This window comes from Peribacillus sp. FSL R5-0717 (genome assembly GCF_038002945.1).
Classification (GTDB): domain Bacteria; phylum Bacillota; class Bacilli; order Bacillales; family DSM-1321; genus Peribacillus; species Peribacillus frigoritolerans.
Genome location: NZ_JBBOOF010000001.1, coordinates 4,087,751 through 4,108,167, shown reverse-complemented (window position 1 = coordinate 4,108,167; position 20,417 = coordinate 4,087,751). Strand labels below are relative to the sequence as shown.

The following is a 20,417-nucleotide window of genomic DNA, read 5'->3' as shown; positions in this document are numbered from 1 at the left end:
TGTTCAATCAATAATATAATAGGACAAAACAAGAACCACCATTCCCTAGGGAATGGTGGTTCTTGTTTCTTGTTTTGTCTTAAGATACCGTGGATTGCCTTGAAAGAGGGTGTAGGGCAGCTTGAAACCTCAAGCATACCCCATATACCCTAAATCATTCAGAAGGTCACAGTCAGCGATATTACTTAGTTATTTCAATCAATAAGTCTCCAGTACTGATCGCTTCTCCATCTTTTACATAAATATCTTTGACGGTCCCGGAGAATGGTGCTTGCACGGTGGTTTCCATTTTCATCGCTTCCGTAATGATCAGGTGATCACCCTGCTTGACCTGATCTCCTTTCTCGACCACTACACGAATTACCGTACCTGGCATTGTCGCACCGATTTGTTCTTTATTTTTTGGATCAGCTTTTACTTTTGATACAACGGAAGATTTAATGTTTTCATCCTTGATGATCACTTCACGTGATTGACCATTCAACTCAAAATACACAACCCGTGTTCCATCAGCCAATGGCTGGCCGATTGAAACCAATTTTACGATAAGCGTTTTACCCTTTTCGATTTCAACTTCGATTTCTTCCCCTAGCCTCATACCATATAAGAAAGTCGCGGTATCGAGGTTGGAAACATCTCCAAACAGCTCAATCGTTTTATTGTAGTCAAGGAATACTTTTGGATATAGGGCATATGCAAGCACATCGAAATCAGTGACTGCCCGTCCCAATTCCTTGAATAATTCTTCTTTAAGTGCTGCAAAGTCCACTTCTTCCAATAACTCACCCGGTCTTACTGTTATAGGTTTCTTCCCTTTCAGGATAACTTCCTGAAGCTCTTTAGGGAATCCCCCAACCGGCTGACCTAGATAGCCTTCGAATAACTCTATGACTGAATCAGGAAAATCGATGGATTTACCTTTTGTCAGAACATCCTTTTCTGACAGGTTATTTTGTACCATGAATAAAGCCATGTCCCCAACAACTTTGGATGAAGGAGTCACTTTAACGATATCGCCGAACATTACATTGACGCGCTGATACATCTCTTTCACTTCATGCCAGCGATCTCCCAGCCCAACTGCTTTGGCTTGCTGCTGCAGATTACTATATTGACCGCCCGGCATTTCATGTTTGTAAACCTCGGTATGAGGCGCGTTCATGCCGCTTTCGAAGTCATGATAGAATTTCCTGACCTCACCCCAGTATTCTCCTAAACGCTCCAGTGAATCGACTTCCAGCTTAGGCTGTCTGCTTGACCCCTCCAATGCATAATGAAGTGTTTGTACACTTGGCTGCGAGGTAAGTCCAGCTAATGAACCAATCGCCGTATCAACGATATCCACACCAGCTTCGATCGCTTTCGAATACATGTAAATCCCATTTCCGCTTGTATCATGAGTATGCAGATGTATCGGAAGGGATGTCGCTTCTTTCAGTTCCGATACAAGGCGGTATGCAGCATCAGGCTTCAAGAGGCCTGCCATATCCTTGATCGCTAAAATATGGGCACCGGCTTGTTCCAATTCCACCGCCATATTTTTATAGTAGTCGATATTATACTTGCTGCGTGTTGGATCATTCAAGTCCCCTGTATAACAAATGGCAGCTTCTGCAATTTTGCCGGATTGACGGACTGCATCAATAGCCAATTCCATCCCTTTAACCCAGTTTAAACTATCGAAGATACGGAAAACATCAACGCCTGCATCCGCTGATTTCTCGACGAATTCACGAATGACATTATCAGGATAATTTTTATAACCAACTGCATTTGAAGCCCTTAAAAGCATTTGTAATAGGACATTCGGTGCTTTTTTCCTGAAACTTAACAGCCTGTCCCACGGATCTTCTTTCAAGAAACGATAGGCGACATCGAAAGTTGCCCCGCCCCACATTTCCATTGAAAATAAATCAGGAAGCAGTTTTGCTGTAGGTTCTGCGATATCAAGGATATCTTTCGACCTGATTCTCGTCGCCAGTAAAGATTGATGTGCATCACGGAAAGTCGTATCGGTGATCAATACCTCTTTCTGTTCTTTGATCCAATTGACCAGTCCCTCTGCTCCTTGCTCTTCAAGTATATTTTTTGTACCCGAGATAAGCGGCAAGCCACCAACATTCGGAATCGGTGCTGGATCAAAAACAGGTTTTTTCTTTTTCTCGACTCCCGGGAATCCATTCACGGTCACATTTCCGATATATGAAAGCATTTTTGTCCCACGGTCTTTTCTAATTGGGAAGCTAAATAATTCCGGTGTTGAATCAATGAATGATGTATCATATTCCCCATTTATGAATTTTTCATGTTTTACAACATTTTCAAGGAAGGGGATATTTGTTTTAATACCACGAATCCTGAATTCCTTAAGGTTACGAACCATTTTGGAAGCTGCCTGCTCAAATGAAAGCGCATGAGTAGAAAGTTTAACGAGAAGGGAATCATAATATGGTGTGATGACCGCACCTTGGAACCCATTCCCTGCGTCCAGGCGGACACCGAATCCCCCACCGGAACGGTACACCATCATTTTCCCGGTATCAGGCATGAAATTATTCAATGGATCCTCGGTCGTCACCCTTGATTGAATCGCATATCCATGAGTTTTAATGCCTGCTTGTTCGGGAATCCCGATCTTCTTGCCATGGAGCTCATGCCCTTCAGCCACCATGATTTGAGATTGAACGATATCAATGCCCGTAATCATTTCAGTGATCGTATGCTCAACCTGTACCCGTGGATTGACTTCAATAAAGTAAAACTCGCCATTTGCGACAAGGAACTCGACCGTACCAGCGTTTACATAATCAATATTTTTAGCCAACTTGACGGCTGCTTCACAAATCCTTTCCCTTAAATCTTCGGAAAGGGAAACGGAAGGTGCCACTTCCACAACTTTTTGATGCCGTCTCTGAACGGAACAGTCACGCTCATATAAATGGACGATATTCCCATGAGTATCAGCCAAAATCTGAACTTCGATATGCTTCGGATTTTGTATGAATCTCTCTACATAGACTTCATCATTACCAAAAGCTGCTTTAGCTTCTGATTTTGCGCGATCATAAGCCTCTTCAACTTCTTCGATTTTTCCGACAATTCGCATTCCGCGTCCGCCGCCGCCTAATGAGGCTTTTATAATAATTGGAAAACCGTATCGTTCACCAAATTCCTTGACTTCTTCAACACTGGTCACCGGTCCATCGCTACCAGGGATAACCGGAATATCCGCCAGTTCAGCTTGTGTTCTGGCTTTTACTTTGTCACCAAACATATCTAGGTGTCTTGATTCTGGTCCGATGAAGATTATGCCCTCTTCCTCACAACGTTTCGCAAATTCAATATTTTCTGAAAGGAAACCATAACCGGGATGAATCGCATCGACGCCACTCATTTTGGCAATCGCAATTATGCCTTCAATATCCAGGTATGCATCAATCGGCTTTTTGCCTTCCCCGACCAAATATGCCTCATCCGCTTTATATCTGTGATAAGAACCATAATCTTCCTTTGAATAGATTGCAACTGTGTGAATGTCTAATTCCGTACAAGCCCGAAAAATCCTTATCGCTATTTCCCCGCGATTTGCCGCAAGTACTTTTTCTATACGTTTCCCCATTGCTACCACCCTAATCAATATGTATTTTTATTGAATATATAGAAAAAAAGCGTGAAAGATTTCCACCACTTTTTATTCATGAATTGATTTCCCTAATAAGGACTCCAATCTGTTTAGGCTCATTTTATCGCTGATGTAATTATTTCGATATATTTTATATTTTCGTTTTTCACATCCGATAAAGACAAAAAAAAGAGCCATTTATCATTAACAAATTAAAATTTAGCTATAATAATATATTATCAATTTGATTTAACATTCAATTAATATAACAATAATACTAAAATTAACTGAATACAATAAAAAAATAAAAAATTACATATATTCGTATAAAAACACAGGGAATTAGATCTGACTCCCCTACTATCGATCCATTATTGATCAAAACCATATGACCGGAAAATCCCACAGGGAATATTTTTAAAATCGGAAGATGACCATTGAACTTAGAAAGAATTCAAAAGAATAAGATAACTAAAATTGAACTTCGCGAACCAATTAGTATGTCACTATTAAATATAGTATAACATTATTCATTAATTGTGTATATAAATAAAAAACTCAAACAATCATCGAGATTTGTTTGAGTTAGTATGTTTTATCTATTATTTTTTTAACGATGCTTCATGCAAAACTGACAATTCCTGTTCAAGGGTTTCCAAAAGGGATTTACCCTCGGTCTCCTCTACCAAACCTAAACGTACGGCAAAATCAATTTCTCGTGATAGGCCGAACATTTGCGTATCAAGTACCTCTTCATATAAAGGACATTGAGGCATAGTGAGATTTTCCATTTGAACTTTTATCAGTTTTAGAATCTTGTCAGCATCTGCTTTTAATAAAGCATAAGCTTTTTCTCGATGATTGACAAGCATATCAGATGCCATGTTAAATCCCCCCGCTCAGAGCGATTAAATCTTATCTCTAAATTCTACCTTTAGTTTTGTGAAAAAGCAAGGACATTGACGAACAATTTGCCATTGAAATATCACGATCACCTCTCAAATGGATATACCCAGCCATGGAATTTGTTCACCATCTTGAAGATGTGACATTTCTATTATAATTGATTATAATCATTAAAGAGCAACAGAAAGGAATGAGATATTTGGAACCCATCGTATTTATAAATGGAAAAGTGAAATATCCAATTACGCTAGATCCTGGAGTATGGATTTTTGATGACCGTAAAGTTGAAATCGATACATATTTCCACGCTGAAAGAGTCCAAGTCAATGAACTAGAAGAATATACGATTGCCGCCTCCAAACATTGGCAAAAAGAAATACAGGAAGGCGCAATAATGCCACCCACAATAAAAACGGAAAGAAAATTCGAGAAGCAAAGATTGCTGGAAGGGACTTTCGGCATCCCTTTTGAACCGTTTTTAAAAAACGCCGAACCTGAAAATGGGGTGACCGAAGTCATCGTTACAACCGATGATGAGGAACTTACATTCCCGTTGGCAACGGCACTTGAATTTTTCCTGGGCTTTTCCAAGGATGGAAAGCCGCTTAAAATATCCGAAGGCGGCCCCCTGGAAATTTATTTCGGAGACGCTTCCAACATCAATGATCCGATAAAAAATGTACGGTCTTTCACTGTTAAATAAGACTGCGTTCATCCTTGCCAAAAACTTTGGCAATCGGCAAGGGAACCCCCTTGCCGATTGCATTATAAAAGTGTAGCTGCCAGTTGTGCCAATCCCGATCTTTCCCCTTTTATCAATTTAACATGGCCGGCTATACGCTCGGTCTTGAATTTTTCCACAACATAGGTCAAACCATTATTATATTCATCTAAATAAGGATGATCTATTTGCTCCGGGTCCCCCATCAAGACAATTTTGCTCCGTTCCCCGACCCTCGTCAAGATTGTCTTGACCTCATGTTTCGTTAAGTTCTGCGCTTCATCGATGATGATGAACTGATCCGGTATGCTCCTTCCCCTGATATAGGTGAGGGCTTCAACTTCGATCGAACTCATTCCTGCTAAAATCGCATCCAATTCCCCAGGTTTTTTCGTATTGAACAGAAATTGGAGATTATCAAAAATAGGCTGCATCCATGGTCTTAATTTTTCTTCTTTTTCCCCAGGCAGATAACCAATATCTTTACCGACCGGAACAATGGGCCTGGCAACCAAAAGTTTCTTATATTGTGATAAATCTTCAGTTTGCATCAATCCTGTTGCCAATGCCAATAAAGTCTTGCCTGTCCCCGCCTTACCAATGAGCGTCACAAGCTGGATATCCGAACGAAGCAACAAATCAAGGGCCATGGTCTGCTGGACATTTCTCGGTTTAATTCCCCAAATATGCTCCCCTTCATACATCAGTTTCTTGACTAGCCTGCAGTTCTCATCCACTATCCCGATCGCCGAAGCTGAACTGCCCAGCGTGTCCTTCATCAACAGGAATTGATTTGGGTAATATGCATCTTTTGTCAGTTCTTCCAGTGAAAGAAAACTTTTTTCATAAAACTTATTCAGGTTATCAATCGATACATACACTTCTTTGTGCCCAGCGTATATATGATCCAGTTCTACAACGCGATCATTTAAAAAATCCTCTGCCTCTAGACCGATGGCGTCAGCTTTAACCCTGACGAGAGTATCTTTGCTAACCAGAATGACCGTTTTTCCATCTTCCTTCGTCTCTTCTTCCAAAGATAAATTTTTCGCGACTGCCAATATCCTGTTATCATTCGTTTTCTCAACAAAAATTTCCTGAAGTTTGTGAAATGAACGGTGGTTGAGTTCAATCCTTATGCTGCCTCCATTATGAAGCGGAATGCTCTGATGCAGCTTTCCTTTTTCACGAAAACTATCGATCAATTTCGATACTTGCCTGGCATTCCTTCCGATTTCATCCATATACCTTTTTTTTGAATCCAATTCTTCTAAAACGACTGCTGGAATGACAACTTCATTATCTTCGAATGAATAAATCGAATACGGATCCTGCAACAGGACATTCGTATCTAAAACATAGATTTTTTTCCCCAATATGACGCCTCCTGCCTGCTCTATAGGATATGTCTTACCATTTACTACACTCAGCAGTTATGTAGCGGACGAGACTGTTGATAAAATATATGTTCCTTTGCATAAAGATAGAAGAACATTTACAGACTATAAAGAAAACTTCCAGCAAAGAATGCCATCCCCAACATTGATTACACCATGTTTCACTGCATGTAATAATGACAACAGACTTGGTCGGTGGCGGACAGGCTGGAACCAAAGAACATTTAAGGAGGTTGTACATTGCAAAAAATCATATTGTCGCTCGCTGCTGTACTGTTGATGTCAGGTTGCGCAACGGATAATAAAAATGAAGTGTCTGAAAATAATGCGCAAAACAATATAACGAAAGTCAATAATACGACCATTAAGGAAGCAGACAGGAATACAGGTCAGCAAACTGCGGAAAGACTCACCGGTTTGGCTAAGTCCATTCCAGAGGTGAACGATGCCACCGCAGTCGTACTTGGCAAATACGCCATCGTCGGAATAGATATCGACCAAGATATTGAGCGTTCACAGGTTGGAACGATAAAGTACTCAGTCGGAGAAACTTTAAAACATGATCCTGACGGTGCTAGTGCCATCATCGTCGCTGACCCGGATTTAAATGAGCGGATCAGGGAGGTAGCCAAAGATATTAAAGATGGCAAACCGGTAACCGGGATCCTAAATGAACTCGCTGACATCACAAGCCGAGTCATCCCGGAGGTTCCTGGTGATATTTTAACCCCAACGCCATCTAAGAACATCGAAAAGGAAAAAAATAAACTTGATGATGATACGGAAAGAAAAGAACTCGATAAAGAGCAAAATGATCAATCCAATCACTTTAAAGAATGAATTTACCCGACCCGAAATGAATCTTCGGGTCTTTTTCATACCCAACAATCAACGTTCAACTGTTAGTTTCACTTTATCCTCGTTTTACCATAAAAATATTGGTATACTTAAAAGCATATTCAAATTGAAGTGAGGTTCAACTAATATGAAGGTTAAATGTGTAATATGCGATCAAATTGAATCTATACCTGACGATAGCCCAGAAGCGAAGAAACTTAGAAACCGTCCTATACATACCTATATGTGCAATACATGCAACCTACGCATAGAAGAGCGTACGAACGAGCGGATTGCTACCGGTAACTTCCGTCTTTATCGGACGATCAAAAATGAAGATGAGTGGTAAAACATTTTATAAAGTTACTCTGATTGGCCTGATCAATGGACTTCTGCTTGGATGGATAATGAAGTGAGTCGAAATGCTATCCGGTAAACAAGTGTATAAGCTTTTATTGAATGTGGATTTCCTCCCCCTAATGGGAGCGGTTTCCTGGAGTGAGGAATCATTATTCTTTTTCCACCTCCTTTTCTCACTGGCAATTACGTATAGTTACGTTTATTTTCTACATCCTTTGAAAGTTTTCAGGAAATGGAACAAATACGCACTTGCTTTTATCACGATCATTCCAGCCATCATGCTTTACTTCCCATTATCGGCGCTGTCAAAAACAGAAGTTGTCCTTCCTTCTGATTTGACAGCTTTCTTTTTGTGGACAATCTTACATCTTTTTTATGGTCTTTCCCTCCCTAAAGCAATATAAAAAGAACCGTGCTTAAATCGCACGGTTCTTTTTATCATTACTCGATATTTTTATACTTTTCTGGCTCTAACTGAATTTGGTCTAACATGATATCAATCAATTCAATCGGATAACGCTGCTTTTTCATTTCGTCTCCCAAAAGGTACTCGACGAAATAAAAAGGTTCTGTTTTTGTAACCGAATCGATTATCACCTGATGATCGTCTTTCAGCATCTGCATGAAAAACATTTCTGTATCGCGTGCAGCTGAATCATCAGGCCTTGCATCACAGACAACTTTGATCGTCAACCAATTGTATAAAGCATCCTGTAATGATTTCATCATCTTAAGCCTGTTCTTCTTTTCTCGAATTATGAAGACGTATCCTATAAATCCCCAGAACAAGCGAAGCGATGACTAATGCCTCCCCCATAGGGAGAAACACCGCAAAGAAAGAAAGAAGGGTACATCCAAGTGCCATTACCACATAAATGACCACATTTTTTAGCAATGGTAACTTTTTGGCAAAACCTAACTGATAGACAAGGATGCATAATCCAAAGACCGTCAAATATAAATACCACATTCCTGCTTCAGGATTTTCATCCACTCTGTACAATGCTGCAAAAAATGATAATCGCTCTTGGATATCCAATCTTTTCTCCTCCTCTTGCTATTTATTTTTCTTCAATAGCAACTTTTTTTCTTTTAGCTGCTCTTTCACGCTCGTTTTTATCTAGAATTTTTTTACGAAGGCGGATTGAATCCGGAGTTACTTCACAGTACTCGTCATCGTTCAAATATTCCAGAGCTTCTTCAAGGGACATGATTCTTGGTTTTTTCATGGAAGAAGTTTGGTCTTTATTTGCTGAACGCATATTGGTCATTTGTTTCGCTTTAACGATATTAACAGTCAAATCGCTATCACGGTTATGTTCCCCGACGATCATGCCTTCATAAATATCCGTACCTGGCTCAACGAAAATAACACCGCGGTCTTCTACTTGCATAATACCGTATTGTGTAGTTTTTCCTGATTCCATGGATACAAGTACACCTTGGCGTCTTCCGCCGACTTGACCTTGTGCCATTGGTTGATAGCTGTCAAATGAATGGTTCATGATACCATATCCGCGTGTAATTGTTAAGAACTCAGTTGAATAGCCAATAAGTCCGCGAGCTGGGATCGTGAACAGTAAACGAACTTGACCGCTTCCGCTGTTGATCATATCCAATAATTCACCTTTACGGGCTCCCATTGATTCCATGATCGAACCAGTGTGCTCCTCTGGTACGTCGATTTGTACACGTTCAACCGGCTCACAACGGACACCATCAATCAAACGAACGATAACTTCCGGTTTAGAAACTTGCAGTTCATAACCTTCACGTCTCATGTTTTCGATCAGGATGGAAAGGTGAAGCTCCCCACGACCTGAAACAATCCAGACATCCGGAGAATCAGTATTTTCGACTCTTAAGCTGACATCAGTCTGCAATTGGTTTCTCAAACGCTCTTCAATTTTACGAGCTGTAACGAATTTACCTTCACGGCCTGCGAATGGGCTGTTATTTACAAGGAAAGTCATTTGTAATGTTGGCTCGTCAATACGCAGGATAGGTAGAGCTTCAGGGTGCTCGGTCGGACAAACCGTTTCCCCTACGTTAATATCCTCCATACCAGAAACGGCAATTAAATCACCAGCAACGGCTTCTTGGATTTCAACTTTCTTCAAGCCAATATAACCAAAGATTTTCGTTACACGGAATTGTTTAACCTTCCCATCAAGTTTCATTAATGAAACTTGTTGACCTACATGCATTTTACCGCGGAATACACGGCCAACACCAATACGTCCTACATAATCATTATAGTCAAGTAAAGCCACTTGGAATTGAAGCGGTTCATCTGAGTTATCAATTGGTGCAGGGATCGTTTCGACGATTGTTTCGAAAAGTGGGGTCATGTCTTCTTCTTGTTTAGCAGGATCTGAATCCAAGCTCGCAGTACCAGCGATACCTGAAGTGAAGACAACTGGGAAGTCTAATTGTTCTTCTTCAGCTCCTAGTTCGATGAATAAGTCAATTACTTCATCGACCACTTCATTTGGACGTGCAGAATCTTTATCGATTTTGTTCACGACAACGATTGGCGTGATCTTTTGTTCCAATGCTTTTTTCAACACGAAGCGAGTTTGCGGCATACAGCCTTCATATGCATCAACAACAAGAAGAACGCCATCGACCATTTTCATGATCCGTTCCACCTCACCACCAAAGTCGGCATGACCAGGCGTATCCAAAATATTGATTCTTGTATCTTGGTATTGAACTGCTGTATTTTTCGCAAGAATCGTAATTCCGCGTTCTTTTTCAATCGCATTAGAATCCATCGCACGTTCTTCCACATGTTCATTTTCACGGAAAGTACCAGATTGCTTTAGCAACTGATCCACTAACGTCGTTTTACCATGGTCAACGTGAGCAATGATGGCTATATTACGAATATTTTCTCTTAATTTCAAAAAATTCACTCCTAAAAAAGTTTGTGTAAAACGTATCACTAGTATTAACTTACATATTATATCACAAACATACTAGAAACAAATACAGAAATTATGTACAATAGATATATTAGGGGTGATATTCATGAACATTAAATGGAATTTCTTAATATTAGCGGTATTGGCAACATCATGCATTGGCTCCATTGGCATCTTCATTGCTGAAAAAAGCTTGATTGGAATATTAGCTGCAATCGTTATTCTTTGCGGAATCATGGGGTTCGGTTTCACCCAGAAGAAGAAATTACGTGAAGCCGGGAAGTTATAATATAAAAAACTCGCTGGCAGACAGCGAGTTTTTTTGTTAATTATTTCTATCCGAGACTTTTATCATGGCCGCAATCAGTCCTTGATACTAACGGCTGGAGTTTCCTGATAAGTATTTGTCAAATACTTCTTTGTGCAGCCCTGGTTTTGATACGAAAAGTGAGTCGCCTTTTAAAAAATCCAATTTGTCACCTTTCATATTACTAGCTTCCCCGCCCACTTCCTCGACCAGTAAAACTCCCCCGGCAAAGTCCCAAGGCATGAGTCTCATGGTTATGTATGCATCAATCCTCCCAGCGGCCACGAATGCCAGCTCCAACGCTGCCGAGCCATAAGAACGTGTTCCTCTTGCATCCCGGACCAGCGGTGCCAAAAGACTCGGGTCGATCCTCCGGTTTTCCGTTACCCAGCTTGCATTAATGGAAATGATCGCTTTGCTTACCGATGCCTCTTCAAGAGATGGGAGCCTTTGATCATTCAGAAATGCTCCTTGTCCCTTAATCGCATGATATAATTCATCACTAAAGACATCATAAACCATGCCAATCTTTCCGATGCCATCCACATAAACCCCAAGAGAAATCGCAAAATTCCTCTGTTGATGAATGAAGTTCAAAGTTCCATCAATTGGATCGATGATCCACACCGTACCTTTTAGGTCTTTAATATCATTGCCCATTCCCTCTTCACCAAAAATGCGGTGTTCTGGAAAAGCTTCGCCGATTTTTTCGCAAAAAAACTTTTCTATCCCCTTATCCATATTAGTTACCAAATCATTCGGATTCGTTTTCATTTCAATATTCAACTTGGTTTTGAAGGACGCCCTTAGCCTATTACCGGCTTCTTTCATCCATAACTTCGCATATGTATCCATTTCCTTGACCGATGCCATTATAATATCCCCGTCCTTTATGATCAGAAACTACATTAAAATGATCCTCTTTTAAAGATTAAAGCAAATATAGCTTGCCTTCAAGCTTTTAACATCTTAAATTTTCCATTTTTTTAACTGATGAGGAAGGAAGTTTCCTTGACTTCCCATCCATTAATCGTAATCATGATTTAGCCAGCAAGAATATTCTCCCTTACTTGACGTTCCCCTTCCTTATTAAAGGGACTCGAGACCAAATGAAATTCCACATTATATATATTGGACATTTAATGAAAAACGGACACATTATTTTTTAATAAAATAAAGTGTCCGTTATCTATAATAAAATTCCTTGTATTGAAATTGATTCATTTCCTTAATTCATTCTCCTTCAAGGTCTCTGCAGCCAATCATTTACAAGGCTTTCAGTTTCAACAATTCCAAGCGGATGCGTTCTAGTCTTTGCTTGCATTGTGACCTCTTTTGGTCATTCTCTTCACCGATTGCTTCAAAAAGGGTTGCTAATTCATAGTCCATTTCCATTCTTAACACTGCAGCTCTATGTCTTTCAACTTCTTTAGCTTTTAATGCTTGGTTCATGACTTGTTTCATAATTAACATTCTCCCTTCGTTAATTAACGTAATTTTCTGAATTTATATTATCATATGACTTCCTACCTCAAATAGCAACTAATTTGTGCTATAACCTATAAGGAATTTTACATTGCCAACCCGAATCGTATTTTTTAAATTTTACTTTTACTTATGCTACAATATGTGCAGATATTACGGTAGGAGAGATGAAAATGAATATAGCAAGTTTTACAGCAGATGATTTTGATGTTTTTAAAATTGATGGATTGGAACCGCGCATGGATGCTTTAAAAGAACGGATCCAGCCTAAATTGCAAGCCCTAGGTGAGCACTTTTCTCAAAAGCTCTCAGTTATGACCGGCGATGAAATGCACCCTCACGTTGCAAAGCATGCTAGACGGACAGTGAATCCCCCTAATGATACATGGGTTGCTTTTGCTGCCAATAGCAGAGGTTATAAAATGATGCCGCATTTCCAAATTGGGTTATGGGAAACGCATATGTTCATCTGGTATGCCGTCATTTACGAAGCCCCTAATAAAATGGAAATCGGAAAGCATCTGGAGCAGCAGGCAGATCGATTGGTGAATAGCATTCCCTCCCATTATGTTTGGTCAATGGACCATACAAAACCTGATGTCATCCCTCATGATGGTCTTGGAGTAGATGATTTGAATTCAATGTTCACCCGTTTGCAAACGGTAAAGAAAGCCGAAATCCTATGCGGTATAAAAATTTCCCGTGATGACGCTATTAAGTTAAAAGATGATGATTTCATTGAAACCATTCAAGATGCGTTTGAACATCTTTTACCCTTATATCAATTAAATTAAACACATTGATTCCTATTCGGATCCAACAATAACTGGATAATATAAAAGGAGAGCCAAAGAGCTCTCCTCAGACTGTAGGCAAACTCGATAATCATTGGGTTGTCTACAGTTTTTTTAGGTTTTTAAAAATTTGACCGTTGCCTCCAGGACTCGCTTTTCCGCCAGAGTCTCGTACACCCGCCCCAATCAACTATGTTTTAATTAGAACTCCTTTTGCCTATAAACTAAGGGCAGGCTGGGAGTCTCTCCATCCCTATTTTTGCACTAAACCTTTGCTTGCTTGAATCAAGTCTCTAATTCGGTCTTCCTTGCCTGTCTCGAAGCATTCGATGATCTTGCTGCCGACAATGACTCCATCGCAGTATTGTATGGCATCACGGATATGTTCTGGAGTCGATATGCCGAACCCGGCAAGAACGGGAACTGGACTTATCTCTTTTACTTTCTTTAAATAGCCTCCAAGTTCTTCTCCGAAGGCATCACGGGCACCTGTGATGCCTTTGACTGTAACTGCGTAGATGAAGCCCTCCGCCCCTGCGGTTATCTCAGTGATGCGCTCTTGCGGAGACGTGAGTGTCACAAGTCGGATAAGAACGATCCCTGCAGTTTTGATTGATGAAAAGATGGCTTCTTCTTCAATCGGTAAATCGGGGATGATGCACCCGGAAATTCCTGCTTGAAGACAGTCAGTCGTAAACTCTTTAAGTCCATAAGCCAGGATTGAATTCGTATATCCCATTAAAATAATGGGGATGTTCACATCATTTTTGATTTCCATTACTTTTTTCAGAACATCTTTTAAAGTTGTTCCATTTTTCAAAGAACGGATTCCAGCTTGTTGGATAACGGGTCCATCAGCGACAGGGTCAGAGAAAGGTATTCCTAGTTCAACGGCAGTCGCCCCGCTGTTTTCAAGGAAAAGAAGCTGGCTCTTTAACCCATCAAGACCTCCATCACCTGCCATGATATATGGTATGAATGCTTTTTCCTGCTTTGTTTGGCATTCTTCAAGCGCATTTGTTAATTTATTCATGTTCACTACCCCCCATCAATGATTGGACCGTTTCAACATCCTTATCACCACGGCCGGACAGGCAAATCACCAGTCCTGTTCCTTTCTCCATTTCTTTAGCAAGCTTTAAACCATAGGAAATGGCATGTGAACTTTCTAAAGCGGGGATGATCCCCTCCTCCCTTGACAGCATCGCTAGGGCTTCCAAGGCTTCATCATCGGTTACTGAAGTATATTCCACCCGATTCGTATCTTTTAAGTAACTATGTTCAGGCCCTACCCCTGGATAATCCAGCCCTGCCGAAATAGAATGTGCCTCCTGGATCTGACCGTCCTCGTTCTGCAAAACATACATGAATGCCCCGTGGAGCACCCCAGGTTTCCCTTTCGTCAAACTTGAAGCATGCAACGGTGTATGAAGTCCATGCCCTGCCGCTTCCACTCCGTATAACTTTACCGTTTCATCCTCAATGAAGGGATAAAACATCCCCATTGCATTACTTCCTCCGCCTATGCATGCAACTACTGCATCCGGCAGGGAATGAACCGCCTCAGAATATTGACGTTTTGTTTCATTCCCTATCACGCTTTGAAAATCACGGACAATTACGGGGAATGGGTGCGGACCAAGAACTGATCCCATTATATAATGGGTGTCATCCACATTAGCCACCCAATATCGTAACGCTTCATTTACTGCATCCTTCAGTGTCCCGCTTCCTTGTGATACAGATATGACCTTGGCTCCCAAAAGCTCCATCCTGAATACATTCAATTTCTGTCTCCTGATATCTTCTTCCCCCATAAAGATGATGCATTCCAACTTTAGCAAAGCACACACAGTCGCCGTTGCAACCCCGTGCTGTCCTGCACCCGTTTCGGCAATCACTTTTTTCTTGCCCATTTTCTGAGTCAGCAAAGCCTGGCCGATCGTATTATTTATTTTGTGGGCTCCGGTATGATTCAAGTCTTCGCGCTTCAGATAAATATCTGCACCGCCAGCCAGTCTCGTTAAGTTCTCCGCAAAATAAAGAGGTGTTTCCCGACCGATATATTGTTTCAGGTAATAACTTAGCTGCCTTTGGAATTCTGGATCATTTTTAGATTGTTCATATACTTCTTCAAGCTCCGTAATCGCCGCCATTAAAGTTTCTGGAACGAAGCGGCCTCCATATGCTCCAAAATGTCCAGTTTTATCAGGCTGTGTATAAGTATTCATCTATTCATTCCTCTTTTCCGGCTGTATTTTTTGCCTCATTGATAAATGCTTTCATTTTTACAGCATCTTTTAATCCGTTTGTTTCAACACCACTTGCTACGTCAACTGCGAATGGTGAAACGGCATTAATCGCTTTTCCGACATTTTCCGGAGTCAGCCCACCAGCTAGAATTACCTTCTCCAGTGGCAGATCAGCTTTTCGAATCATATCCCAATCCAAAGTCAATCCCTTGCCGGATGCGCTCTTAGGAAGATCGACCAATAGATAATCCGCTGGGTATTCATGCAGGTTTTCAAAGTCTTTCTCTGTATGGATGGCAAAGGCCTTGATCACCGGCAGGGGCATTCTGCGGGCAAAGCTGGCAGACTCGTTACCATGAAGCTGAATATAATCCAATCCCGCAATTTCAGCACTTTTTATCACTTCTTGTTCAGTTTGATTGGCAAACACTCCGACCTTTTTAACATGGCCAGCTAGATTCGCTCCGAAATCTCCTACTATCTCCGGCTCAACCTTCCTGCTGCTCTCGGCAAAAATGAAACCAATGAAGTCTGCCCCGGAACTAACAGCAGTCTGAGCAGCTGCCAAAGTCTTTATCCCACAGATTTTCACTAACATATTAATCTCCTTATATACTCATTTGCAGTTCGGCCATCTTGTGCGGAAGATTTGATGCAGTCATGAGTGTCTCCCCGACCAAAACCGCTTTTGCACCAGCATCCTTTACACGCATCACATCTTCTTTTGTTTTGATCCCACTTTCACTGATAATGATATGGCGTTTGGGATCAAGCAACTTCGCCAGTCGTTCTGTTACAGCCAAATCCACTTTGAAGGTCTTTAAATTCCGATTGTTAATCCCTACGAGCTCTGCATTCAGCTCTAGAGCACGTTCCAGTTCGGCTTCATCATGGACTTCCGTCAATACTTCAAGCCCTTTCTTTTTTGCATATTGATATAATTCATGAAGGCGTTCTTTAGAAAGTGCTGCCACAATCAATAGAATGATAGTCGCACCTGCTCTATGGGCCCGATCAATTTGGATTTCATCGATGATGAAATCTTTGCACAACCTGGGAATTTGTATAGCCTCGCTTACGTTTCTCAAATCTGCAATGGATCCTTTAAAGAAAACCTCATCCGTCAATACGGATATCGCTGCAGCTCCGCCACTTTCATATGAAAGGGCCTGCTCGATCGGATCTACATTGATTTTAATGTCCCCCTTTGAAGGGGAAGCCCGTTTTATTTCCGCGATGACCGCCATCGATTTAGCCGTTTTCAAATTTTCCACCAAAGATGGTCTGACTATGTTGATCATGACCGAATCATCTAAGGCCCTTTCTTTTAATTTTGCGACTTCAACCTTTTTCTGTTCGATGATTTTCGTTAAGATATTTTCCATTACATGACCACCTTATTTCTATTGCCATAAGCAATCAGATTTTCTAACTTTGCAAGAGCCGATCCGCTATCAATGCTTTCTTTGGCCATGGAGATTCCTTTTTTGATCGTTGCTGCCGTACCATGTGCGTATAATCCCAATCCGGCATTCAATAAAACGGTATCACGATATGCACCTTTTTCCCCTTTGAGAAGCCTAAGCATGATATCGGCATTTTGTTTGGCGTCACCACCACGGATGGCATCATTTCCGTAAACCGGCAGATCCACTTCTTCAGGATGGAGCGTAAATGGGATAATATCTCCTTGCTCCAAAAGGACGAGTGAGTTTTCACCCTGCAGGCTCGCTTCATCCATGAACCCGGCACCATTTATCACGACTGCGCGTTTTCTGCCCAATTTATGCAGGACTTCCGCAAACAGCTCAAGCATATCTCGTCGATTGATTCCCATTAATTGCGTGTCGAGCTGGACTGGATTTGTCAGAGGACCGATAAGATTAAATATCGTCGGGATTTTCAGTTCTTTTCTCACTTTCATTATCCTTGCAATATTAGGGTGAACAGATGGGGCAAATAAGAATGTGATCCCATTTTCCTCCAACAGTTCCTTTAACATGTCAGGCTCCAAGTACAAATTAACGCCTAATGCTTCCAATACATCCGCACTTCCCGTTTTGCTTGAAATGCTGCGATTTCCATGTTTGGCAACCTTGACACCGGCCCCAGCAAGCACGAAGGCCGATGCTGTGCTTATATTGAAGCTTTGTGACCCATCTCCTCCCGTTCCGCAATTATCCATTACATTAAGGGAGCTTGTTTGTACACTTCTTGCTTCTTTTCTCATGACTCTGACAAGGCTTGCTATTTCACCTGCCGTTTCCCCTTTGGCTTTTAAGGCAATGATGAATGCTGCCATCTCGCTTTCGGAGATATCTTTAGAAAATAACGATTGGGCTGCTCTGCTCATCTCTTCTTCCGTCAATGTTTGACGCTCTGCTAACTTCGCTAAATACTCCTTCACCGCTAACTCCCCCAGTCGTTTTTTGTTTTATAGAATGGATTGTTCCTTCTCTGATTGAAAGGTACCGGCAATCTCATAAAATTGATGTAATAATTCCTTGCCGATTTTCGTCCCTATTGATTCAGGGTGGAACTGTAAACCGTAGAGAGGGAATTCCTGATGTCTAAGGGCCATGATTTCCCCATCATCCAGTGCCACTGCCGTCACAGTCAGTTCTTCTGGCAAACTCGCCCTTTCAACCACAAGGGAATGGTAGCGCATTACCGGGAATTGTAAGTCCTGTTTGGCAAAAACACCTGTTCCATCGTGTTCGATTACCGATGTTTTTCCATGCATGATTTGTTTCGCCCCAACAACATTCGCTCCAAAAACCGCCCCAATGGCCTGGTGCCCCAAACAAATGCCTAATAGCGGAACCTTCTCATAAAAATTGCGGATGATCTCCATACTGATTCCAGCATCTTCGGGCCTGCCCGGTCCCGGGGAAATGACGATTGCCATTGGATTCAGTTCCTCAATTTCCGCAAGGGTGATTTCGTCATTCCTTTTTACTACGATTTCTTTTTCCACTTCACCTAAATATTGATAAAGGTTGTAAGTGAACGAGTCATAGTTATCAATTAATAAAATCATCTATTGTGAACCTCCATTAAAGCGCGTGCTTTATTTTGTGTTTCTTCATATTCCGTTTTTGGATCTGAATCATATACGATTCCAGCCCCTGCCTGTACATAGGCCTTGCCACCTTTAATGATCATCGTCCGAATGGCTAAAGCCATATCAAGATCCCCTCCAAAACCTATGTAGCCTATCGAGCCCGAATACATCCCCCGTTTACAATTTTCCAGTTCATTGATCAGCTCCATTGCCCTGATTTTAGGAGCACCTGAAACTGTTCCGGCAGGAAGGCAGACCGTCAGTGCATCTAAACTCGTGTACCCTTCCCTAAGCTTTCCGCTAACCTTCGAAGCAATATGCATGACATGCTGATATCTTTGAATTTCCATTTCCTCGGTAAGGTGGATTGAACCGATTTCGCAAACCCTGCCAAGATCATTTCTACCTAAATCAACTAGCATCTTATGCTCGGCAAGTTCCTTCTCATCCATCAGCAGGCTTTTTTCGAAGCCCTTATCTTCTTCATCCGTTTTCCCTCTCGGCCTTGTGCCGGCAATGGGATTAACATGAACCGTTCCTGATGAAACACTGATTAAACTTTCTGGAGAAGACCCAATGATTGTATATTCACCAAATTCTATATAAAACATATAAGGAGAGGGGTTGGCTAATCGCAAACGACGATAAGCGTCGAAAGGCTCCCCATCAAAATCCGCTTTAAACCTTTGTGATAAAACAACTTGGAACACTTCACCAGCTATGATCGCCGATTTAGCTTCAAGGACCATTTTCTCGAATTCATCCTGACTGAAATTCGAGTTGAATTCCAAATATTCCGACGATATTTCCTTTGACGGCTTGCTTGCCTGATTTATTTTATCCTTCATTCCCAATAAACTTTTTTCACTATCTTCTTCAGCAGTCAAAAGATGGATCTTCTGCAGAACATGATCGAATATATACAGTTCTTTATAAAAAAGAAAGTGAGCATCAGGCATTTGCAATGAATCAGGAGGAACCGGACCAATATTTTCATAAAGACGAATGATATCATAGCCCATATATCCGATTGCGCCACCGTTAAATGGCGGAAGATGTGTGGGAACCTCTTCTATTTCCACTAATAATTCTTTTTTTAGAAACTCGATGATATTGATGTCCTTAACGATTTGATCACCTGTTTCAATGTCTTTCACATTTACTCGGTCAGCAAGCGATGTCACCTCCAAATAAGGTTTTGAACCTAGATATGAGTAGCGGCCGTTGTCATGATGCGAATTCGAACTTTCCAATAAAAACTTCTGGTCACCATCTAATTTCTGAAATATGGCAATGGGTGTATGGATATCCCCTTCAATTGTATCCATTTTGAAACGGAATATTTTTTTTTCATCCAAATTATTCATCTCTTGATTCCCTCCCGATTCTTATGCGCTCTTATATTCCCCGGAGGGAAAACCCTTTTGGCCAAATGACCAGGTCTTCATTTCCTCTGGATATTTTCTTTAAAAGGTATATATATTGAAATTCCAATAAAAAAATCCCCTGCAAACACAAATATGTGTCTGCAGAGGACGGTATACCGCGGTGCCACCTCAAGTTGGAGAAATGCATCATTTTTCCCTCTCAAGCAAGAATTGAATTCTTGCGATTACCCTTTAACGGTGGCAGCCGAGTTTCCCTACTTATTTTCAAGAAACCACTCATAAGTCCATTCATCTTCTTATATCGTACCGGTTTCCACCTATTCCGGCTCTCTGTGACGCATCTAAAAAGATTACTAC

20 protein-coding genes and 1 other annotated feature (1 of these 21 cut by a window edge) are annotated in these 20,417 nt (G+C 41.2%); of the genes, 5 read left to right on the top strand and 15 right to left on the bottom strand.

Annotated features, from left to right (window positions below):
* Nucleotides 1-181: 181 nt before the first annotated feature.
* Together pyc and NYE65_RS19850 are read right to left on the bottom strand one after the other, a co-directional pair.
* A complete protein-coding gene (pyc, locus tag NYE65_RS19855) occupies nucleotides 182-3,619 on the bottom strand; it encodes a pyruvate carboxylase (RefSeq protein ID WP_340861510.1) in 3,438 nt (1,145 codons plus the stop codon).
* 605 nt (nucleotides 3,620-4,224) lie between these two features.
* Entirely contained in the window at nucleotides 4,225-4,506 is a 282-nt protein-coding gene (locus tag NYE65_RS19850) for a YlaN family protein (RefSeq protein ID WP_034313996.1), read from the bottom strand.
* Nucleotides 4,507-4,727: 221 nt separating this feature from the next.
* On the opposite strand from NYE65_RS19850, the gene NYE65_RS19845 reads away from it, so the two are divergent.
* Nucleotides 4,728-5,231, top strand: a complete 504-nt coding sequence (locus NYE65_RS19845) for a hypothetical protein (protein ID WP_034313999.1) — start codon at nucleotides 4,728-4,730, stop codon at nucleotides 5,229-5,231.
* Nucleotides 5,232-5,293: 62 nt separating this feature from the next.
* Here the strand turns inward: NYE65_RS19845 and NYE65_RS19840 are convergent, their stop codons facing one another.
* Nucleotides 5,294-6,625, bottom strand: a complete 1,332-nt coding sequence (locus NYE65_RS19840) for a PhoH family protein (RefSeq protein WP_034314003.1) — start codon at nucleotides 6,623-6,625, stop codon at nucleotides 5,294-5,296.
* A 261-nt stretch (nucleotides 6,626-6,886) separates the two neighbouring features.
* Between NYE65_RS19840 and NYE65_RS19835 the strand changes: the two genes are divergently transcribed.
* Both NYE65_RS19835 and NYE65_RS19830 read left to right on the top strand, forming a co-directional pair.
* Nucleotides 6,887-7,486, top strand: a complete 600-nt coding sequence (locus NYE65_RS19835; RefSeq protein ID WP_145504969.1) for a YhcN/YlaJ family sporulation lipoprotein — start codon at nucleotides 6,887-6,889, stop codon at nucleotides 7,484-7,486.
* Between the two features lie 145 nt (nucleotides 7,487-7,631).
* Nucleotides 7,632-7,832 (top strand): YlaI family protein, encoded by a 201-nt coding sequence (locus tag NYE65_RS19830; RefSeq protein ID WP_328177651.1) that lies wholly within the window; start codon nucleotides 7,632-7,634, stop codon nucleotides 7,830-7,832.
* A gap of 452 nt (nucleotides 7,833-8,284) precedes the next feature.
* Here the strand turns inward: NYE65_RS19830 and NYE65_RS19825 are convergent, their stop codons facing one another.
* From NYE65_RS19825 to typA, 3 genes are read right to left on the bottom strand one after another with little or no spacing between them, the layout of a single operon-like run.
* Nucleotides 8,285-8,569, bottom strand: coding sequence for a hypothetical protein (locus NYE65_RS19825; protein WP_034315418.1), 285 nt, complete (start codon nucleotides 8,567-8,569; stop codon nucleotides 8,285-8,287).
* Nucleotides 8,570-8,573: 4 nt separating this feature from the next.
* Complete coding sequence (locus tag NYE65_RS19820) at nucleotides 8,574-8,882, bottom strand: YlaH-like family protein (RefSeq protein ID WP_034314008.1); 309 nt, start codon at nucleotides 8,880-8,882, stop codon at nucleotides 8,574-8,576.
* A gap of 22 nt (nucleotides 8,883-8,904) precedes the next feature.
* Complete coding sequence (typA, locus tag NYE65_RS19815; protein WP_034314011.1) at nucleotides 8,905-10,752, bottom strand: translational GTPase TypA; 1,848 nt, start codon at nucleotides 10,750-10,752, stop codon at nucleotides 8,905-8,907.
* 124 nt (nucleotides 10,753-10,876) lie between these two features.
* On the opposite strand from typA, the gene NYE65_RS19810 reads away from it, so the two are divergent.
* On the top strand, nucleotides 10,877-11,059 hold the full coding sequence (locus NYE65_RS19810) for a YlaF family protein (protein WP_057278468.1): 183 nt from the start codon (nucleotides 10,877-10,879) through the stop codon (nucleotides 11,057-11,059).
* 87 nt (nucleotides 11,060-11,146) lie between these two features.
* Here the strand turns inward: NYE65_RS19810 and NYE65_RS19805 are convergent, their stop codons facing one another.
* On the bottom strand, nucleotides 11,147-11,950 hold the full coding sequence (locus tag NYE65_RS19805) for an inositol monophosphatase family protein (RefSeq protein ID WP_340861509.1): 804 nt from the start codon (nucleotides 11,948-11,950) through the stop codon (nucleotides 11,147-11,149).
* Between the two features lie 393 nt (nucleotides 11,951-12,343).
* Nucleotides 12,344-12,541: a hypothetical protein gene (locus NYE65_RS19800; RefSeq protein WP_034314018.1), complete on the bottom strand. Its 198-nt coding sequence runs from the start codon at nucleotides 12,539-12,541 to the stop codon at nucleotides 12,344-12,346.
* 194 nt (nucleotides 12,542-12,735) lie between these two features.
* Here NYE65_RS19800 and NYE65_RS19795 point away from each other — a divergent pair, with 194 nt between their 5' ends.
* Nucleotides 12,736-13,356: a YktB family protein gene (locus NYE65_RS19795; RefSeq protein ID WP_096338294.1), complete on the top strand. Its 621-nt coding sequence runs from the start codon at nucleotides 12,736-12,738 to the stop codon at nucleotides 13,354-13,356.
* Nucleotides 13,357-13,609: 253 nt separating this feature from the next.
* Here NYE65_RS19795 and trpA read toward each other — a convergent pair whose 3' ends face one another.
* The 7 genes from trpA to trpE are packed head-to-tail and all read right to left on the bottom strand — an operon-like array spanning nucleotide 13,610 to nucleotide 20,039.
* Nucleotides 13,610-14,389, bottom strand: coding sequence for a tryptophan synthase subunit alpha (gene trpA / locus NYE65_RS19790; RefSeq protein ID WP_340861508.1), 780 nt, complete (start codon nucleotides 14,387-14,389; stop codon nucleotides 13,610-13,612).
* Complete coding sequence (gene trpB / locus NYE65_RS19785) at nucleotides 14,382-15,587, bottom strand: tryptophan synthase subunit beta (RefSeq protein ID WP_328109825.1); 1,206 nt, start codon at nucleotides 15,585-15,587, stop codon at nucleotides 14,382-14,384. Before trpB ends, trpA begins: the two co-directional genes overlap by 8 nt.
* Nucleotides 15,588-15,591: 4 nt before the next feature.
* Complete coding sequence (locus NYE65_RS19780) at nucleotides 15,592-16,206, bottom strand: phosphoribosylanthranilate isomerase (protein ID WP_106028016.1); 615 nt, start codon at nucleotides 16,204-16,206, stop codon at nucleotides 15,592-15,594.
* A gap of 10 nt (nucleotides 16,207-16,216) precedes the next feature.
* A complete protein-coding gene (gene trpC, locus NYE65_RS19775; RefSeq protein WP_340861507.1) occupies nucleotides 16,217-16,993 on the bottom strand; it encodes an indole-3-glycerol phosphate synthase TrpC in 777 nt (258 codons plus the stop codon).
* Nucleotides 16,993-18,015, bottom strand: a complete 1,023-nt coding sequence (gene trpD, locus NYE65_RS19770) for an anthranilate phosphoribosyltransferase (protein ID WP_048687068.1) — start codon at nucleotides 18,013-18,015, stop codon at nucleotides 16,993-16,995. The genes trpC and trpD overlap by 1 nt, the downstream gene beginning before the upstream one ends.
* A gap of 27 nt (nucleotides 18,016-18,042) precedes the next feature.
* On the bottom strand, nucleotides 18,043-18,648 hold the full coding sequence (locus tag NYE65_RS19765; RefSeq protein WP_340861506.1) for an anthranilate synthase component II: 606 nt from the start codon (nucleotides 18,646-18,648) through the stop codon (nucleotides 18,043-18,045).
* Complete coding sequence (trpE, locus tag NYE65_RS19760) at nucleotides 18,645-20,039, bottom strand: anthranilate synthase component I (protein WP_340861505.1); 1,395 nt, start codon at nucleotides 20,037-20,039, stop codon at nucleotides 18,645-18,647. The genes NYE65_RS19765 and trpE overlap by 4 nt, the downstream gene beginning before the upstream one ends.
* 161 nt (nucleotides 20,040-20,200) lie before the next feature.
* Nucleotides 20,201-20,417 (bottom strand) — a binding site (T-box leader) (it continues 19 nt past the right edge of the window).

Coding starts and splice junctions, on each gene's coding strand:
- pyc (WP_340861510.1), bottom strand. CDS start 3,619: ATGGGGAAACGTATAGAAAAAGTACTTGCGGCAAATCGCGGGGAAATA.
- NYE65_RS19850 (WP_034313996.1), bottom strand. CDS start 4,506: ATGGCATCTGATATGCTTGTCAATCATCGAGAAAAAGCTTATGCTTTA.
- NYE65_RS19830 (WP_328177651.1), top strand. CDS start 7,632: ATGAAGGTTAAATGTGTAATATGCGATCAAATTGAATCTATACCTGAC.
- NYE65_RS19825 (WP_034315418.1), bottom strand. CDS start 8,569: ATGAAATCATTACAGGATGCTTTATACAATTGGTTGACGATCAAAGTT.
- NYE65_RS19810 (WP_057278468.1), top strand. CDS start 10,877: ATGAACATTAAATGGAATTTCTTAATATTAGCGGTATTGGCAACATCA.
- NYE65_RS19805 (WP_340861509.1), bottom strand. CDS start 11,950: ATGGCATCGGTCAAGGAAATGGATACATATGCGAAGTTATGGATGAAA.
- NYE65_RS19800 (WP_034314018.1), bottom strand. CDS start 12,541: ATGAAACAAGTCATGAACCAAGCATTAAAAGCTAAAGAAGTTGAAAGA.
- NYE65_RS19795 (WP_096338294.1), top strand. CDS start 12,736: ATGAATATAGCAAGTTTTACAGCAGATGATTTTGATGTTTTTAAAATT.
- trpA (WP_340861508.1), bottom strand. CDS start 14,389: ATGAATAAATTAACAAATGCGCTTGAAGAATGCCAAACAAAGCAGGAA.
- trpB (WP_328109825.1), bottom strand. CDS start 15,587: ATGAATACTTATACACAGCCTGATAAAACTGGACATTTTGGAGCATAT.
- NYE65_RS19780 (WP_106028016.1), bottom strand. CDS start 16,206: ATGTTAGTGAAAATCTGTGGGATAAAGACTTTGGCAGCTGCTCAGACT.
- trpC (WP_340861507.1), bottom strand. CDS start 16,993: ATGGAAAATATCTTAACGAAAATCATCGAACAGAAAAAGGTTGAAGTC.
- NYE65_RS19765 (WP_340861506.1), bottom strand. CDS start 18,648: ATGATTTTATTAATTGATAACTATGACTCGTTCACTTACAACCTTTAT.
- trpE (WP_340861505.1), bottom strand. CDS start 20,039: ATGAATAATTTGGATGAAAAAAAAATATTCCGTTTCAAAATGGATACA.